The 889-nt window shown below is 29.2% G+C and carries 2 protein-coding genes; both read left to right on the forward strand.

What is annotated here, in order from left to right; genetic code table 11:
• A partial coding sequence (locus DXB52_RS15925; protein WP_118108096.1) for a DUF4474 domain-containing protein occupies window positions 1–524 on the forward strand: 524 nt, incomplete at its 5' end.
• Window positions 525–577: 53 nt separating this feature from the next.
• Window positions 578–889 (forward strand): LptM family lipoprotein (locus tag DXB52_RS15930; RefSeq protein ID WP_207661774.1); only part of this gene is annotated, 312 nt, incomplete at its 3' end.

Raw genomic sequence — 889 nt, forward strand, 5'->3', positions numbered from 1 at the left:
TAAAGATTATTAATTATACTAATGATGGAAAAACAATTCAAAAATTATCTGGATTTGCAGATTTATTTGATGATGCAGGTACATATTTAGGAATGGATTTAGATACTCGAGTAATTCAGTATGAGTATAATAATAAAAATTATCGTTTGCAATTTTGGAAGGGAACGTATGGCTTTGGAAATGCTTATGGAGGTGAAATAGGCTTATATGAAAATACAGATGGCGGTAATTGGTATGCTTCAGTAGATGGAAAAGATGAAATTCATACAAGCCAAAGAATTTATGATAATAAAGGAAAAACATTACTAGAAAATGATGTATCTTCTTATACGAAAGATGGGAATCATTTCTGGAATTTGGCGATTAGGTCAGATGCAGGATATAACAAAAAGGATTTACACCAAGAAAGCGTATTGTATATTGATGATCCGAAGTATAGAGAAACAATCAGATCAGCAATAGTAGAAGATGACAAGTTGAAAGTAAGAAATGAAGGTAATAAATTGATTGTAGTTTATAAATAATTTTACGTCTATTCCATAGTTTTTATGGAATAGACATAAAAAAGGAGGATAGAATGAAAAGAATTATAGGAGGATTAATAATGGTTATGCTAATATCCTTATTGAGCGGCTGTGGCTTGAAAAAAGCTAATGCGGATAATGCTTTAACAGGAAAAGATACAGATCAAAGGATTATTATGTGTTTGCAAAATGCATATCCAGATCATGAATTTAAAGTTGTTAAATCATTTGAAAAACAAAAAAATGAGGGAATCTTTGAAGATGAAAATGGGCTAGAATTTAAAGTAAGAGATTTAATATATAATAATACATATCATTTTGGATGTCGTAATACATATCATTTTGGATGTCGTGATGAATATCTT

It is taken from the genome of Ruminococcus sp. OM04-4AA (genome assembly GCF_003462585.1).
GTDB classification, from domain to species: domain Bacteria; phylum Bacillota; class Clostridia; order Lachnospirales; family Lachnospiraceae; genus Mediterraneibacter; species Mediterraneibacter faecis.